11 protein-coding genes and 1 pseudogene are annotated in these 16464 nt (G+C 65.3%); 11 read left to right on the forward strand and 1 reads right to left on the reverse strand.

Translation table 11 applies throughout. From position 1 onward, the window contains the following. The 7 genes from OG302_RS43160 to OG302_RS43190 all read left to right on the forward strand — a co-directional run. On the forward strand, positions 1-280 hold a 280-nt coding region (locus OG302_RS43160), incomplete at its 5' end, for a CDP-glycerol glycerophosphotransferase family protein (protein ID WP_371750517.1). Between the two features lie 446 nt (positions 281-726). Then, positions 727-3000 carry a CDP-glycerol glycerophosphotransferase family protein gene (locus tag OG302_RS43165; protein WP_371750518.1) on the forward strand — a complete coding sequence of 758 codons (2274 nt, stop codon included), beginning with the start codon at positions 727-729 and terminating at the stop codon, positions 2998-3000. Between the two features lie 96 nt (positions 3001-3096). After that, positions 3097-5340, forward strand: coding sequence for a CDP-glycerol glycerophosphotransferase family protein (locus OG302_RS43170; protein ID WP_371750519.1), 2244 nt, complete (start codon positions 3097-3099; stop codon positions 5338-5340). Further along, a complete protein-coding gene (locus OG302_RS43175) occupies positions 5337-5708 on the forward strand; it encodes a hypothetical protein (protein ID WP_371750520.1) in 372 nt (123 codons plus the stop codon). The genes OG302_RS43170 and OG302_RS43175 overlap by 4 nt, the downstream gene beginning before the upstream one ends. Then, positions 5705-6628, forward strand: coding sequence for a class I SAM-dependent methyltransferase (locus tag OG302_RS43180; RefSeq protein ID WP_371750521.1), 924 nt, complete (start codon positions 5705-5707; stop codon positions 6626-6628). The genes OG302_RS43175 and OG302_RS43180 overlap by 4 nt, the downstream gene beginning before the upstream one ends. Before the next feature lie 593 nt (positions 6629-7221). Continuing rightward, complete coding sequence (locus OG302_RS43185; RefSeq protein ID WP_371750522.1) at positions 7222-7605, forward strand: hypothetical protein; 384 nt, start codon at positions 7222-7224, stop codon at positions 7603-7605. Positions 7606-9364: 1759 nt separating this feature from the next. Continuing rightward, entirely contained in the window at positions 9365-10426 is a 1062-nt protein-coding gene (locus OG302_RS43190) for an LCP family protein (RefSeq protein ID WP_371750523.1), read from the forward strand. A gap of 288 nt (positions 10427-10714) precedes the next feature. On the opposite strand, the gene OG302_RS43195 is transcribed toward OG302_RS43190, so the two are convergent. Next, positions 10715-11446 carry a helix-turn-helix domain-containing protein gene (locus OG302_RS43195; protein WP_371750524.1) on the reverse strand — a complete coding sequence of 244 codons (732 nt, stop codon included), beginning with the start codon at positions 11444-11446 and terminating at the stop codon, positions 10715-10717. A gap of 20 nt (positions 11447-11466) precedes the next feature. Here OG302_RS43195 and OG302_RS43200 point away from each other — a divergent pair, with 20 nt between their 5' ends. The 4 genes and pseudogenes from OG302_RS43200 (at position 11467) to OG302_RS43215 (ending at position 14569) form a co-directional block, all read left to right on the forward strand. After that, positions 11467-11730, forward strand: coding sequence for a hypothetical protein (locus OG302_RS43200; protein ID WP_371750525.1), 264 nt, complete (start codon positions 11467-11469; stop codon positions 11728-11730). 656 nt (positions 11731-12386) lie between these two features. Further along, complete coding sequence (locus tag OG302_RS43205; RefSeq protein ID WP_371750526.1) at positions 12387-12800, forward strand: ATP-binding protein; 414 nt, start codon at positions 12387-12389, stop codon at positions 12798-12800. 676 nt (positions 12801-13476) lie between these two features. After that, a pseudogene (locus OG302_RS43210) lies at positions 13477-14024 on the forward strand (transposase). Beyond that, complete coding sequence (locus OG302_RS43215) at positions 14021-14569, forward strand: transposase (protein WP_371750531.1); 549 nt, start codon at positions 14021-14023, stop codon at positions 14567-14569. Before OG302_RS43210 ends, OG302_RS43215 begins: the two are co-directional and overlap by 4 nt. Positions 14570-16464: the final 1895 nt, after the last annotated feature.

Genomic DNA, 16464 nt, shown 5'->3' on the forward strand with positions numbered 1-16464 from the left:
CGAATCAGGCCGTTGGCGAGCGGCACGCTCGGCGCAGCTGAGGAGCGCGTTTCGGGAACGGTTCTGCCCCTACGACGACGGACACGCCGCGGAACGGATCGTGCGGCATGTGGTGTTCGGCGAAACGACCCCACGGCCCGCCGTCGTGCCGCTCTCGGAGCGCCACCCCGCGCCGGCGCCGCAGGCACTTGACGCGGCCCTGCCCGGATCCGACCCTGCCGGGTTGTCGCTGTCCTCCGCCCGTCTGTTGCAGCGCCCTCCCACCGCCCCCAGGACCTGATATGCCTGAAGCTCTCGTACCCCTCCCAGCCCTCGTCCAGAAAGCGGACGCATCACCGCGTGCGGTGGGCTGTCTCGATGCGCAGGGCAGGCTCCGGCCGCAAAGCCAGGTGCTCTGCCACTGGATCCCCCGCGGCCCGTGGGTCCAGCACCGCCCAAATCCCGGGGGCACCGCCGCCGCCACAAGCGGCCTGGAGCCGCTGTGCCGGACCGCCCTCCGCTGCACCAGCCTCTCCCCTGTGGCCCAAGGCTCGGACTTCATCTGCGGCAAACAGTCCTGCCCTCAAGGAAACGAACAGCTCCAGCGAGCCTCACGCACCTCTCTACCGCCAGCCCCCACGCCCCTAGATCACAGCCGTAGAGGGCCCTTCACCGCGGTACCCCTCCCACCGCATCACTGCGACGTACGTCCCCCAACCAAGGAGCCGACCTCACTAGGAGGCAGTCATGCCGCGCTTCACCATCATCATCCCCACCCATGGCGTGCCAGGACGGCTCACCGACTGCCTGGGATCGGTACTCGAACAGTCCTTCGAGGACTTCGAGCTGATCGCTGTCGTCGATGACAGCGAAGGACCGGCGGACCTGTGCTCGACGATCGTCGCCGAGCACGCGGAGCGCGACCCGCGCGTGCGCCGCACACAGTCCTCGCCCAGCGACGGCCTGCCCGGGGCGCGGAACGCCGGGGCAGCGGTGGCGAACGGCCAGTACGTGTTGTTCCTCGACGGCGACGACATGCTCGTGCCGCGCGCGCTGGCGGCCATCGACACCCGGCTCGCCGAGACCGACGACCCCGATCTGCTGTTCTTCGACCATGAGCGGGTGCACTGGTTCGAGGGCTCCCAGGGACCAACCCTCCAGCGGCTTTGGAAGGGCGCTCCGGCGGGCGCCTTCTCTGCGGAGCAGCATGCCGCGCTGCCCGACCCCATGGTGCCCGCGTTCTGTGGCGCCTACCGGCGCAGCTTCCTGGCGGAGCACCGGCTCTCCTTCGCGCCGGGCATGTTCACAGATACGGCGTGGAGCGTGCTGTGCGCGCTTCGGGCCGAGCGGCTCGCTGTGCTCGACCAGGTCTGCGTACGTCATCTGCTGCGCAGGCAGGGCGCGCGGAACCGGGTCGAGGGCGCGCACCACCTGGACCTTCTAGACCAGTTCGATCTCGCGATGACGGAGGCGGCCGTGATTACGCCAGCGCCCTTCGTGCTCGCGCGGATCTTCGGCAGGTTCACGCACGAGGTACTCACAACCGCGTCGACGCCCTCGCGGCTGCCGTCCGCGATCCTGCGGCGGCGCTTCTTCCGCCGGGCTTCGCGGCTATACCGGCGGCACCGGCCTGCTGGGTTCACCCGGCCTGCGGGACGTCTCGGCGCGCAGCACCGGCTGCTCGCATCGGGCTGTTACACGATCTTCTGCGCGGGGCGCGGAGCGAAGAAGAAGCTGACCGGTTTGCTCGCCCCCACCCTCCAGCGCGCGGGGCGTCACTGGCAGCGCCGCCGCCACCCCTATCGAGCCTTCCTCAGGCGGCCCCTCGACGAGCGCCTCGCCGTCTTCTCGGCGTACGGCGGAAGCGGCTACGCCTGCAACCCCGCCGCCATCCACGCCGCGGTCCAGCGCCTGGCCCCGCACATCAAGACCGTCTTCCTCGTCGCCGACGGCAACGGCAGCCAACACATGCCGGACGGCGTGGAATGCGTGGTGATCGGCAGCCGCCGCTACTGGCAGGTGATGGCCACTGCCAAGTACACCTTCAACAACGTCGACTTCGAAATGGCGGTCAAGAAGCGCCCCGGCACCATCCATGTGCAGACCCAGCACGGCACACCGCTGAAGCGGATGGGCTTGGACCAGGTGGGCTTCCCCGCTGCTGCCGCCGCGGGGTCCCTCGGCAAGCTCCTGGAGGGCGTGGACCGCTGGGACTTCAGCGTCTCCTCGAATCACTATTCCACCGAGGTCTGGGAGCACGCCTACCCGGGAGCGTACGAGAGCCTCAATGTCGGCTATCCCCGCAACGACGTGTTCTACAGCGCGACGGCCGACGACGTGGCCACCATCCGCAAGCGGCTCGGCATTCCCGAAGGCAAGACTGCCGTCCTGTACGCGCCTACCCATCGCGACTACCGCACCGGTCTCACACCACAGCTGAACTTGCCCGCCTTGTGCGACGCCCTCGGCGAGGACTTCGTGGTGCTGTTGCGTGCCCACCACCTCTACGAGGGGTCGGCGGGGCATGAACAGGCCCTGCACTCCGGCAAGTTGATCGACGTGACGGAGCACCGTTCCCCCGAGGAGGTCTGTCTGGCAGCCGATGTGCTGGTCACGGACTACTCGTCAATCATGTTCGACTACGCCAACCTCGACCGGCCGATCGTCGTCTTCGCCGGTGACTGGGACATCTACCGCGCGATCCGCGGCGTCTACTTCGATCTGCTCGCCGAGCCGCCGGGCGCTGTCGCCCGCACGCAGGACGAACTGGCGCGGATCTTCCGCGACGGCGAGTGGAACGGGGAGCATTCGGGGCGGCTGCGGGCGGCGTTTCGTGAACGCTTCTGCCACCTGGACGACGGGCTCGCGGCGGAGCGGGTGGTGCGGCGGGTGCTGCTCGGCGAGCCGGCCGACCAGCTGCCGCCGGTCGTGCCCGTGAGCGGACGTGTTCTCGCGACCTCCTCACCCCGTGTCCCCCCGCAACGTCCCGGCGCCGAGGACGTCCCGCCGTGCCATATCTGAGCAAGCAGCCACCTGAGCCGCTCAGGCTCCACACGCGCATACCGCCGCCCAGCGCACCACCCACGTCCCCGTCCATCACGACCCGTGGAAGAGCCCGTGCCCCGCTTCAGCATCATCGTCCCCGTCTACAAGGTGCAGGGCTACCTGCGTACATGCCTCGACTCGGTCCTGGCACAGTCCTTCGCCGACTTCGAGGTCATCGCGGTCGACGACTGCTCGCCCGACCACTGCGGCGCCATCATCGATGAGTACGCAGCGCGCGACGCGCGGGTCCGGACGGTCCACCTGCCCACGAACGTCGGCCTCGGCCGTGCCCGCAATGTGGGCGTCCGCAACGCCACCGGCGACTACCTGCTCTTCCTTGACAGCGACGACAGCTACACGCCGGGCGCGCTCGCGGCCATCGATGAACGGCTTGCCGTCACCGAAGACCCCGACGTACTGGTCTTCGACCACGTGCTCACCTACTGGTGGGGCCGCGCAGGCCGGAGCATGACGGCGAACATGCTCGCCGCCGCAGGCACGGACACCTTCGACATCCTCACGAGCCCCCAGTACCTGGACCTGTTCCTGGCGGCCTGGAACAAGGCCTACCGCCGCGAGTTCTTCATCGGCCATGGATTCGCCTACAAACCAGGGCTTTACGAAGACGCTCCGATCACCTATCAGGTGTTGGTCTCCGCCCGCCACATCGGCTGCCTGGACCGGGTGTGCGTCGAATATCGGCAGCGCCGACGAGGGGCGATCGCCCGGACCCCGGGTCGTAAGCACTTCGACATCTTCGCGCAGTACTCCAGTCTGTTTACGTTCCTCGACGAACACCCGGAGCTCGATGCGGCTCGGCCGCTGCTCTTCGAGCGGGCGATCAACCACTTCCTGACCACGCTCACGGCCACCGAGCGCGTGCTGCCCAGCGATCGCGCCGACTTCTACCGCATGATTGTGCGGTTCTACCGCCGCTACAAGCCAGCCGGCCTCGCCCCGCCCACCGACCGCTACCGCCTCCGGTGGAGACTCACCGCGACGAGTCCCTACGCCGTCTTCCGGGCCTGGGCCCTGGCCGACTCGGTGCGTTCTGCCGCCGCCCGCAAGAGGCGTGAGCTGCGCAGTTCGGCCACCCGCAGGACCAAGCGCACCCTGACCCGGATCGAGCGCAGGCGCCCGCTGGATCCGCACCTCGCGGTGTACTCGGCGTTCTCGCACCGGGGTGTGCTCGGCGACCCGGCAGCGATTCAGCAGGCGGCCCGAACGCTCGCCCCACATGTCCGCCCGGTGTGGGTGGTGCGGCCCGAGGCCGTGGACCAGGTGCCGGAAGGCGTCGACTTCGTCCTCCCCGGCACCCTGCGCTATCACCGGGTGGTAAGCCGAGCCACGTACTTCTTCAACAACGTCAACTGGGCCGCAGGCCTGGTGAAGCGCGAAGGGCAGATCCACGTCCACACGCACCTGGGCACCCCGCTTAAGCACATGGGTGTCGATCTCCTGAGCCGCCCCGCAGCGATGTACCACCTCAATGTCGCTGCGCAGCTGCGGCGTTCGGACCGCTGGGACTACAGCCTGGTGTCGAGTCGGCACGCCCAGTGGGCCTGGGACCGCGCCTATCCCTGCCGCTTCACCTCGCTGGCGACCGGCGCCCCACGCAACGACGTGCTCGTGCGGGGCGATGCGCTACGCGCGGCGGCTGTGCGCAAGCACCTTCGCATCCCCGAGGGCAACACCGTCGTGCTCTACGCCCCGACACCCCGCGACCACAGCACATGGTACAAGCCACGGGTGGACTTCGAGCGGCTGGTGCGCGAGCTCGGGTCCGGTGTCACGCTGCTCGTGCGGCTGCACCGGCAAGACGCCCACGCCGCCGTTCGCAGCCTGCAACTGCGCGACTTGGAGCAGCACGGACTGCTGCGCGACGTCACCGACGAACGGTGCGTCGAGGACCTGATGCTGGCCTCCGACGCCCTGGTGACCGATTACTCCTCGCTGATGTTCGACTACGTCCATCTGGATCGTCCGATCGTCGTCCACACCGACGACTGGCCGGCCTATCAGGCAGCACGCGGCACGTACTTCGATCTGCTTGCCACGCCACCGGGCCATGTCACCATCCGAACAGGTCAGTTAGCACACCTGTTCACTTCAGGGGCGTGGCGGGACGAACGCTCCGCCACCCTGCGGTCCGACTTCCGCGCCCGGTTCTGTGAGTACGACGACGGGGACGCGGCCGCTCGCGTGGTCTCCCTGGTCATGCTCGGCCAGGACTTCCCGCTCTCGACCTCTCCTCAGCGAACTCTCGGCCAACGCCAAACCTCCCCGTCCTTCCCCCTCCGTAACAGCACACCATGACCGGAACCGCGTCCCCCATTCCGGGGCAGCTCGGCCTCCGGAGGCATTCCAGAACCCTTCTGCCGGGGCTCGCCGACGAGCCGATGGCGCAGCCATCGCTGGGCACCGCCCTCCTCGTCATCGGCAGGCGCCTGGGCCTCTTCGACCACCGGGCCGTCCTGGGCTGGCCGGACCTGGTGCGGTACCCCCGAACAGCTGAAGCCGCTGCGCGCCTGGACCCGCCGCGCCGTGCAACGCGCGTTCGAGAGGGGATGCACCGCTGCGGTGACGTCCTCGGGCCCGGCCAAAGTGCCGCCACCGCCCCGTCGCCCCACCCGCCCGACGCCCTGCACACACCCCAGATGCCCGCTACGGAGACCCCACCATGACGAGCACCACCAACGAAGCGATCGCCACCCCCAGCCCGCACCGCCAGACCGAACCGACCCGCCCCACCTGCCTCGAAGACGTACCGGGCTGGTTCTGGCCACTCGACCAGCGTCTGTTCGCCTGGTTTCTGGGCGCGGGCGCCGCAGGCACCGAACCCGGCAATCTTCTGGAGATGGGCTGCTACCTCGGCAAGAGCACCATCGTGATGGGTGAGTTCCTGCGCCCCGGCGAGAAGATGACGGTCTGCGACCTCTTTGGGGCCAATACGGGCTACACCAAGGAGGTCACCATGGCCTTCTACCAGAAGTCATCGACCCGAGCGGCCTTCGAGGCCAACTACTCTGCCTTCCATGACGCCTTGCCCGAAGTGGTCGAGGACCGGACCGACGTCCTGCCCTCGCTGATCCGCGAGAACTCGTGCCGGTTCATCCACATCGATGCCTCAGGCGCCTATGCCGACGTGCGGGAAGACATCCTGACGGCGAAGAGGGCACTGCGCGAGGATGGCATCCTCGTCCTCGACGACTACCGCACCGAGCTCACGCCCGGCGTCTCCGCCGCGTCCTGGGAGGCGGTGTTCCGCCACGACCTGCGCCCCGTCATGCTCTCCTCGAACAAGATGTACGGCACGTGGGGTGACACCAGCCCACTCTCGGGCGCACTCCTTCAAGAGCTGTGCGCCATGCCGCGCTGCCGCCCGGAAGTCCAGCGCATCGCCGGCGTCGACGTCATTCGCGCCACGCGGGAGAAGATCCCGGCGCCTTCGCTGGTTACGTCCCGCTACACCACTCCCGCCGGCCCCCGCGCCCTCCCGGCCCCCAGGGACGAGGATCCGCAGACACCTTCGCTGGCCCGCAAGATCGCGGCCGATCTGCTGCCCCCCATGGTTACACGGGCGGTACGGCGCGCACGAGGCTGACCCCGCCGGGGTCGCGGCAGTTGGCCCACTCGTCCACAACCCGACAGCAACGCGGATCGCCTGTAGTCGGCGCCCGGCCGGCCACAGGGCGCCGCGTTGTTACGGAACGCCTGGTGGGGGCGGGGATGTGGCGGCGGATCGACCAGTTGTCTCCCCCGTTCCGGGATATCGGCTCCAGGCAGGAGCCACATGCCGATTGACGCATACATGAGATCCTAATGAAATAGGGGTGATCTGGTGACGTATACGACGTGGGAACATGTGCGTGAAAGAGAGGGATGCTTAACAGAATTCAATGCTCATGATTTCCCAGGCAAAGGCGAGGGAAATACGCCCGCGGAGTTGGAGGGCACCTCAGGACTGAGCGCCACCGACGCGGCACTGTCCGCTGGCGAGGAGCTGGCGTACGCGACCAGCGTGAATGGCGTCATGCGGTGGGTTGCGGACCAACCACCTTGATGAGCCCCAGAATTGGTCCTCACTCGAGCGCCGGAACGCTCTCCCTGACATACACCTCCCGCATCCGTGACCCTGCAATTGGCTTACTACAGCATCCCTCTACGTAGGAGCGGTGTCAGATAACCTCTTCCCAAATGTCCAAATACCTCTCACTCGCCATAAAACAGGCAGCCACCTCACAGTGCAGATACCGTGTTGGTGCTGTCTTAGTGAGGGGTGGGAGGGTACTTGGGGGCGCCTGCAACAAGTACCGAAACCACCCAATCATCGATTTTCAGAACGCGTCGTTTCATGCCGAGGAAGTGATCCTCCGCCGCACGCGCAGGCCTCAAGGCGCCGTGGTCTACGTCGCGAGAGTCGACAGCCAGGGGAGGCCTCTGCTGGCCCGCCCTTGTCCACGCTGCCAACAGGCTCTCGCAGCGTACGGAGTGGTCCGTGCCCACTACACCACCGCCACCGGGCCGGGCAGCATGCGCATCGCTCAGCCTGCGGGCCAGGGAGCGAGGTGGGCCTACTGAAGATCGTGGTGCGGCTGAATTGCCTGCCAACGGGGCGGAATCGTCTCCGTGGCGCCCGAGGAAGTGGTGCAGCGGGACCGTGAGGCTTCTTCGGCGCATGCGTGCTCGACCCAAACCCGCTGCGAGGCCGCCGTCGGCGTTCAAGTTCGCGCAGCCATAACCGTCACCCCTGGGCATGGGGGAAGTCATGCCCAGGGGGCGGTAGCGGTGTCGTTGCGTGTGCGGGAGAGCGTGGAAATCCCGGTCGAGGCCGAAGGCGTCGTGCACCGATGCCACGGCAGACCAAAGCAACGCATATGCGCTCGGCGACGGCAACACCCAGCCTGCGGCCTCGACCCTGGATGCAAGCCTGTACGCAACGGTCGCGAGCGGGTCGCGCGCACGCCCTCAACGCCTGCTCCACCTACAGTGGGTCCTTCGAGAGCCGCCCCACCCGAGCAAGGTCTGATTGGTGTAGCTGCAGGCCCGCAGGCGACCAGGCCAGCGCACACAAGTCGGTGCCGTCAGAGCCTGGTTGCCACCCTTCCGAGATGGTCCAACTCGCCAGCAACAGACCCCTTTCGGGGGACACATCAGCCGGGGGGGGCGGTCACCTCAAGTTCCCGCCGCAACAGCCGGGGAGTGAGCCGAACTCGCAGTGACAGCCAAGTTCGGTCCGGCGGAGAATCCGAGTACGCCCTCGCGAAAGGCATGTCTCCCCTCTCACAAGGACGAGACCAGGGCAGCGTCTGTGCCAGCGGTGGGGCCTTCGCGCGCTACCGCACCACGCCGTCTACCGGACTGCCCCCGCAGACGTGCGGTCGAGATCCCCCGGCACCTACGATGCGAAGCGCTCAGCGAAAACAATCAGCAGGTCTTGGAGGAAATGAGGCGCTACTGCATCGGGGGGACAATCCCTCACGAACGAGATCTCGCAGCCATCCTTAGCAGCACACAATGCAGCGGAAGCTGTACACGCGCTCCCGCGTCGTGCGGGCAAAGGAAGGCAGCAGCCCTGATGTACCCCTATCTAGTCGTCCTGGCGGTCGTTGCCGCGGTGGCTGTAGCCGCTGCCACCGCACCGGCCAGCCGTTCGAAGCGAGCCGCAGGAAGGCGCGCCTCTCCTATGTCACTGCGCTCGTCAATCGATGCTGAGGCTTTCATCGAGCTGGCACGGTCAGCACAGTCGCGTGCCGAACGCGCCGCTGCAGGCCATGAGAGCAAGCGGATGGCCGCCGCAGTGGAACAGGCCGAGACTTCAGCATTCTTGGCAGAAGAAGAAAGGGACCCACGCTTGGCTGCTGAGGCGTACACCGACACGGCTCTCTCGGCTTACATCACCTCAGCGCTCGCCCACAATAAAACCTTCCTGGGGCAGTGGGCCATCAGAGCCTCCAGCCGGGCTTATGTGGCAGCTGTATGCGCCGATAATCATCCATGCGAGCGGTGCTACTGGAAGGCTTCCAGAGCAGAGGAGGCCGCAGTGGGCTGGATCGAGCGGATCCGGCCCTTTGTGCGCACTGAAAGCGAGAGGACGGGTGAGGCTCCAACGGTTTTGACGACGGTGCGTGCTTCTGACACAAGGGCGCCGGGTTTCGCGGACACGCTAGACCGAGTTCATCTGGAAAGCCGAGCAGAGGAATAGACAGATGCGATTCTTGCGGTTCGGTCAGTGTGCCACCGAGGACCATCACTACCGGCAACTCCCCATCCACACAGCTAGCAGAGGCTGCAGCCGTTGAGGGAAGAAACTCGCCATCCAATCGAAAAGGAGGGCCCCGTGGCCAAAAGTCCGATGGCCATCCGGTTCGCGCGCGGAGCGAAAGGGCTCCCCGTTTCCCGCTTCCTCAAGATCGTCGCTATTGTGGCTGCACTGCTTCTCTTGAGCACAGTGGCCATTAGCTGGTTAATCTATGCACAGCTCGACAACAACACCCGCACCGATGAGGCGACTCAGCGCGCGCTCGATGCCGATCACGGCGCACGGCCCACGGCGGCAGCAGGCAAAGCCCAGAACATCCTGCTGCTCGGCACCGACAGCGAAGCCGGATTGGGCAGCACACGAGCGGATACGACGATCTTGTTGCATCTGGCAGCCAACCGGCGTAGTGCCTCAATGACAAGCGTGCCGCGCGACCTCATGGTGGATATCCCTGCCTGCCTGCGACCCGAAGGGGGCCGCAGCCGCGCACAACACGCGCAGTTCAACTGGGCTTACCAGTTCGGTGGCGCAGCCTGCACCATCCGCACGTTTGAAGACCTCACGGGCATCCGGATCGACCACCATCTCGTGGCCGACTTCTCCGGCTTCATCAACGTCGTGGACGCGGTCGGCGGTGTGGAGGTCGACGTAGCAGAACGGGTGCGCCAGTCCCGGTACGGCATCACGCTGCGGCCAGGACGGCAGACGGTGAATGGAAAGGAGGCTCTTACCTTCGTCCGCGCCCGGCTGGGCGTCAGCGATGGCAGTGATCTCCAACGCGTTGAACGGCAAAAGCAGTTCATGCATCAGCTCTTGGCCAAGATCAGCTCCAGCGGAACGCTCTACAATCCGACACGTCTATACCCCGTGCTGGACGCAGTCACCTCGAGTCTAGTGGCCGATTCAGGACTCGACTCACCGGCTGAGCTGTACTCCCTCGTCAACACCGCGCGAATGATTCCGCCCGACCGGGTACGCGCCGTCACCGTCCCCAGCGTTGAGGACCCTGATCACTGGGGTCGCTACGTAACCGTCAAGAGGCAGGCGAAGGCTCTGTTCAAGTCATTACGCCGGGATACCGCTCTACCCAAGCACCTCTACAACGCCTACCGCCCAGACGGCCGCGTAGCCGACGAATGACGACCAGGGTCGTTGACAGGCCACGGGAATTGAGTGCACCTCCGCGACCTGGGTTGGATGAGCGGTGCGATCCGACCGCCAGGGAGAAGACCTGCGCCAGTTGGCGAGCTCGTTTCACGCCGCAAGCCTTGACGTTGAAGGCGCGGGCCAGGGTGACGTGAGCCCTGGACGACTGGACAGGTAGCCCCGTGCGGTCGGCCAATGATCCATCGGATGGGGTCCGCCACGCTGTCCCGCTGGCGGGCCACTCGTCTGGAGCAACCGACCGTAGACGAGGGAGACTCCGCCCTACCTTGCGGTGGATGAACCAGATGGCAACGGCTCTGCGGATGTCGGATGGCCGGGGTGAGGTTGGCCGGCGATCGGCACGGCGGGTTTCGAATTGTCCGGAGCATCCTTCGAAGCCACGGCCGTTGGCCGTGGCTCGCTGCGGGCCTCGTTCTGAGTCGACAGGAGTAGGTCGCTCGGAGTGCAGGTCAAGACTGCACACAGCACCTCAAGATCATCCAGTCGGATAGTGGTCGGAGTCTTGGACCAGAGCATCGACATCTTGCCCGTACTGATCTCCAGCCCGGCTTCGGCCAGTAGGTGACGCAACTTGCTGGCTTGCCAAATCCCGGCCTCTGCCGCCTTCATACGTAAATTCCACTGCACTGTGGGTTCCTTCCGCTCTGTCCGCAAACGCTGCACGGTTGCGGTAGTTGGGCTGTATCCACTCGTTGCCGATGAGCCGACTCGACACCTAAGTCGTCGATGGCCGCGGCGCCTGAGCTGGCCCTGAAGCACGGCACGGACAGCTGTGCGCGTACACCGCCGAGGCGCAGTAACGACGCAGGGCCATGGGGGCCAGCAGGCCATTCCCGGTCGGTCGCCCCTCGCTGCCACCGCAGCATCGGCGTTGGACAGCCGACGGCTGGTTGCATGGGCAGGTTCTCCACCCTTTTCACGGGTTTCGGTGGCAAGCCGGCCTGGGACAGAATTTTCTGGCTGGGGGTTGGGCGTATCGATCGGCTGCGTCATCACAGGGACCCGGTCAGCGCGTGGCGATCGCGGTGGTAGCGGCTGCCCGCGAAGTCGCGGAGCGGGCGATCGCCCATGCCGAGAAGGTCGAGGTATCGGATCCTCACGCTCTGCCGGCGGCGCCGCAGCACAAGATGGCAGGCGGTGGCCTGCATACCCTGGGCAGCGGTGGTCGGAACCGCGGACTGTCTGCGACTACTTGGCAGATGAACCAAATCGCGCTGTCCACCGGCTCGGCGGCCGCCCTGGCAGGGTGGGCGAGGGTCTTTGGCTCGAAGCTCTGACAAGCCCCCAAGACCGTAGTCCTCTCTGCATAGGAGCCAGATCGGCCTCCCGTCCTCCCGACGAAGGCAGGGAGTTAAGCCACGCCGTAGATCAAGTTCAGTAGATACCGTCAAACCCGACGCTGGCGCGGATCATTTAGATAGCTGAGATAAAACCTGCATCATTGGCCAATGGCCACAGTTCACCTCAGACCTTCAGATATCAACTCACGGCACGCTCTGGGCTGCCGATTCACTCATCCGGCGTAACCATCCGCCAGGACCGGCCCATTCCCCACCTGAACGCCCGAGTTGAGCCGAGCGAGCAACCCACCGGGCGCGACTCCCGCTTGCCAGACTGCGATACGTCAAACGAAGGCGGCTCCTGCCAGGCAAACGAGGGAAGACTTTCCCGGTGCCTGCCGGAGCGACATAACGCGGCACATTGAAGGCCAATTCAGGTAGCAAAACGTCACGTACACAAACAGACATATGAACAAATAGCGGCTATATCTTTCCATTTCAGACATGAGTGTAGGTAGCGCGTTGTTATGATTCCATTACCGTGGGCCGCATCGACCTCCATCCGTGCACACCACGGCGCCGTCGAACCGATGCACTTCACGCCCTCCAGGCAGGGAGCGGCACCAATCAGTCTTTCACCGCGAGGCACTCGAATGGTTTTACGAACATCTCCTCAGTGGCACGACCAGACAGTTCCGGCCGTACCTGAGTCTGTCCGGCTTGTGCGATACACAACAGCACTGGCCCTGACCGCATTCGGTGTCATCCCCGGCAGCCCAATTGCGGACGCGATACTGCTGAGCGTCAGCGAGCTGGTCTCGAACGCGGTCCGCCACGCCGCCGACTGTTCGCCCGAGATCGGCGTCAAGCTGACGGTCACCGGAAGGTGCCTAACCGTCGCCGTGGCCGACACCCATCCGACCTTCCCCAGCCTCTCCGAAGAGAGCATGGGCTCCGGCCTGCAGACGATCTTCGAGCTAGCCGCTCGACACAGCGGCATGGTGAGCGTCGAGCCGGTCCCAATCGGAAACGGCAAGACCATCTTCGTATCGTTTCCTTTCGGTTGATCGACCAGATCGATCATTCGGCGCGCCAAGCATGTATGTGTCTTTTGCGACGTCTCTTGGCAGGCTGCCCAAAAAAGGGCCGCCCAACGTGGCTCAGCCGAGTTGCACGCGGACAGGAAGCCTCGAGGTTTCATAAGCCCTGGTCGTGCATCAGCGCCGACCAGGGGGGTGAACAGGTCCAGTACTCGGGGATCGATCCGTCACTCAACAGGTAGCTGATGTCGGCTCGACGCCCGTCGGGGCCCCCGAGTTGCGACCTGCAACCGGCAGCGCTCAGCGACTCGACATGCATCAGACCCCGTTTCGCTGACCACGACGCCTCGGCGTGATCAGCTGAAGTTGCGTCCCTCCGCATCATCCCCTGTGCTGGCGTCCTGGGCTCCAGCGACGGTGCCGTGATCGCCCTCGGGACCGATGACCGCCCCGCCGACTCCGGCCCGGCGCCCCGCGACTCACCGTAAGCCAGCAGTAATCTACGGCGGCCCCCGCAGCGATCCAACACGGTCCCGGCAAAGGGCGAAAGCTTGATGTTGTTCAGCATCCGGCACCCTACGAGGCCGCCGGCCTGTCTGCGAACGCAGATGCCCGCAGGACGGGCTGTCTTTCTTCTACTGAGCTTTCGGGCATGGTGTCGTGGAGGGCTGACGTGAGCTGATCGTTGCGGTATGCCCGAAGCATGAGGTATCCGCAGGGCGGTGGATTGACCGACGAACGGCGGACATTTCGCGAGGGCATCCGCATGGAGGCAGTCGAGATGTTCGCCGCTGGCCAGGACAACATGATGGTGGCAAAGCAGCTGCGGGTCAGCGTGCGGTCCGTGCAGCGTTGGCGCCGGGCCTGGCGGCACGGTGGCACGGTGGCACGGTGGCACTTCGCTCCTGGGGGTCGGCGGCACATCCCAAGCTGAGCAAGGCCCTGTTCGCCGTGCTGGAACAGGAGCTGGCCAAGGGGCCACTCGCGCACGGCTGGCCGGACCAGACCTGGACCCTGGCAAGGATCAAGACATTGATCGGGCGCCGGTTCCACAAGTCCCTTGCGCTGTCGACCATCATGGAGATGCTCCGCAGCCACGGACACAGCCATCAGGTCCCCGCCCGGCGTGCTGTGGAGCGTGATGAGGAGAAGGTTGCCGGCTGGGTGAAGGACACGTGGCCGCAGGTGGAAGCACCGCGGCTGCGCTCGGGGCCTTCATCGTCTTTGAGGACGAGGCCGGATTCTCGATGACGCCGCCCACCTCCCGCACCTGGGCCCGACGCGGGCACACACCCGCGATCCGGGTACGAGGACGCTCCCAGCGCCGCTTCTCCATAGCGGCCCTGACCTGCTACAAACCCGGCGAACGTTCCCGGCTGATCTTCAGACCCAAACGGCACCCGGACCACAAAAATGGTGGCCGGCGCAGCTTCACTTGGACCGACTACCGCGACCTCCTGATCGCCGCCCACCGACAACTCGGTGCCCCGCTCGTGCTCATCTGGGACAACCTGAACGTGCACCGTGATGCTCGGCTCCGCACCTTCATTGCCTCATGCGACTGGATCGTCTCCTTCCAACTGCCGCCGTATGCACCCGACCTCAACCCCGTCGAAGGCATCTGGTCACTGGTCCGCCGCGCAGGCCAGAACAACATCGCCTTCACCGACCCGGACCACCTGATGTGCGTCCTGCGGCGGACTCTCCGAGCAACCCAATACCGCAGCGACGTCATCGACGGATGCCTCGGCGCAACCGGACTCACCTTCACGACACCCAGACCGAAAGCTCAGTAACGTCGCCGTCGCCCGCCGCCGCATCACGCGCACCCCTGGGACCGCCGGACGATGTCACCAGCCCATCAGTGTGACGGCGCCGAGCCCACAGCCACGTATTCAGCCAACCGAACTGACCTCACCGCAAACAAGTACCCTTGCTGACTCAATGTCAGCTATCACGTGAATGCCGACCCTCGCGTTAAGCATGACGCGCCTGGTCCGCTTGCCTAATCCGGTCGCGGATTGCCACGTCCTCAGACCCGCTCGAGCAACGTCACTGCTCAGGCCAGGTTTGCTCGGTATCGACGGGCCTCTGGAGCACGGCCGGGACCAGATACCTTCTCTATCAGTATCTGAAAACTTGACCCTTGCGATGTTTGCACTGCGCCTACTGCCGCCTTCTCGGGCGGAGTGCAGAAGTAGATTGGTAACCCTGCTCGCAACCCATCGTTAAACGCATTAAACGGGTTTTCTAGCTGTCGACACTCCCCCACCCCCAGCACCCCCCGTTAAATCTTCACTCCACCAGCAAATGGATATACGGGCGACTACTGAGGGGTTTTGAATTTGAGTCAAAGACGAACCTGTCAATTCGAACGACTGTTCAGCGCCACCTCGACGCCGACCCACCCACGCTGAATGAATACGGAAGCATTCATTCCCGTTTCGCCCCCTACAGCAGTGGGGCGATCCGAAGCGGACTACTTGATCCACAGCCATCCGATGGACCCACCATGGCGAAACACCCTGACGGACGGGCAAGAAGGGGTAAGCCAGACGCTTTTCGAGTCGCCTCAATCAGCCTGCCGTGGCTCTTGACGAGCCCCTGGGCCGCGCTCCCTACGCCAGCCCAGGCCTCGCAGTGCGCGGGACTACTACAGCCTGTCAGCGAGCAGCCGCGACTGCCGGGGGACGTTGAGCGACCGGAAATGCGCGCTTCCTCATCCCTAGCTTCAGCAGAATCCACAAGGGCGTTTAGGAAATCGTCCGCCTTTGCGGAGAGGCAACTGGATAGCCGTTCATTTCAATTAATGCAATTCCATTTCATGCCACTGATCACCCAATCCGCAAGGGGAACAAAAGTGAAACGTTCTCATTATCCAACGGAACAACAGGTGCGCGAAGCTCTGCGCCAACAGCAAGACCGAGCCCGCGTCAGCGGCCGACAGCCCAGCACGTTGGCTCTTGCCCGTCATTTCGGCCTGCCGAATACGAGTTTTCGACGTGCCTTTCCCGATATTGCACACGAGGTCTCTCGGGCCCGTAACGGCAACACTGACGTGAATGCGACTTGACGGTGACCCGATGGCAAGCCGAGCGCCGCCGAGAGAGGACCGCCCTGCGCTCTGACGCGTGCGCATCCGGGGAGCTCTTCCTCTCCCCTCACGTAGCCACACTCCCTGTTGCACGGCTCTGATTGGCGAGTTGGAATCCTGCCGCCGTGCCCGGCAGACGGCCCCACGTCCCACACGCTCGCGCCTGGCCGACTCCCTAACGGCGGCGTTCCCTAACATCGCCTCACGACACAGCGCCCCGCCCACAAGTCCACCTAGAGGGAGCGTCATTGCCAGAAGTCCTCTATCGCATGTCAGCATTCTGCTGGTTGGCGATTTCCTCGATCGATCCATGCTGCGGATCTTTCCGGCCGGGGCCAGCTTGCCGACCGCCAGTGGCAGAGTCTTTGCCAGCCGACGCGCCGCATCCTCTCTATGGAGTCCGTGCTCGTTGACGGTCTTCTGAAGTGCAGCATTGGTTCAATCCTGCGCGAGCTGCGCGCCACTGACCCCATCATGGGCGCCGGCCCCGCCCAGGACAGCTGTGTCACGCCACTGGCAGGTACAGCCCCTACTGCCTTGACGCCCCCGGAGGTGGAACTCCGGCCCCTGCCCGGCATGTTGCCCCACCCCGCGAAT

Source organism: Streptomyces sp. NBC_01283 (assembly GCF_041435335.1).
GTDB lineage: Bacteria > Actinomycetota > Actinomycetes > Streptomycetales > Streptomycetaceae > Streptomyces.

Excerpts from the sequence above, each read along its gene's own strand:
- OG302_RS43205 (WP_371750526.1), top strand. The coding sequence starts at position 12,387 with ATGGTTTTACGAACATCTCCTCAGTGGCACGACCAGACAGTTCCGGCC.
- OG302_RS43175 (WP_371750520.1), top strand. The coding sequence starts at position 5,337 with ATGACCGGAACCGCGTCCCCCATTCCGGGGCAGCTCGGCCTCCGGAGG.
- OG302_RS43165 (WP_371750518.1), top strand. The coding sequence starts at position 727 with ATGCCGCGCTTCACCATCATCATCCCCACCCATGGCGTGCCAGGACGG.
- OG302_RS43195 (WP_371750524.1), bottom strand. The coding sequence starts at position 11,446 with ATGACGCAGCCGATCGATACGCCCAACCCCCAGCCAGAAAATTCTGTC.
- OG302_RS43180 (WP_371750521.1), top strand. The coding sequence starts at position 5,705 with ATGACGAGCACCACCAACGAAGCGATCGCCACCCCCAGCCCGCACCGC.
- OG302_RS43215 (WP_371750531.1), top strand. The coding sequence starts at position 14,021 with ATGACGCCGCCCACCTCCCGCACCTGGGCCCGACGCGGGCACACACCC.
- OG302_RS43185 (WP_371750522.1), top strand. The coding sequence starts at position 7,222 with ATGTCCAAATACCTCTCACTCGCCATAAAACAGGCAGCCACCTCACAG.